At 65.8% G+C, this 278-nt stretch carries 1 protein-coding gene; it reads right to left on the reverse strand.

The window, feature by feature from the left end; genetic code table 11:
• A partial coding sequence (locus RVY79_RS19300) for an FAD-dependent oxidoreductase (RefSeq protein ID WP_317466181.1) occupies positions 1 to 278 on the reverse strand: 278 nt, incomplete at both ends.

Below are 278 nucleotides of genomic sequence, written 5' to 3' on the forward strand. Positions count from 1 at the left end.
ATCGCGGCACGGGTGCCGGCCGCTGCCGCCACATAGACGAACTGCGGCTGGTCGGTGCAGTCGCCGGCCGCGTAGATGTTCGGGTTGCTCGTGCGCATGCCTTGGTCGATGACGATGGCACCTTGCGCATTGACAGTGACCCCCGCTGCGTCCAGCGCGAGGCTGCGCGTGTTCGGTGTCCGACCGGTGGCAACCAGCAGTTTGTCGGCGCGCAATTCACCGTGCGTGGTGGTCAGCACGAATTCACCGTCCATATGGGCGACCTGGCTGGCTTGCGT

The sequence above is a fragment of the Chromohalobacter sp. HP20-39 genome, from assembly GCF_033052815.1.
Lineage (GTDB): Bacteria > Pseudomonadota > Gammaproteobacteria > Pseudomonadales > Halomonadaceae > Chromohalobacter.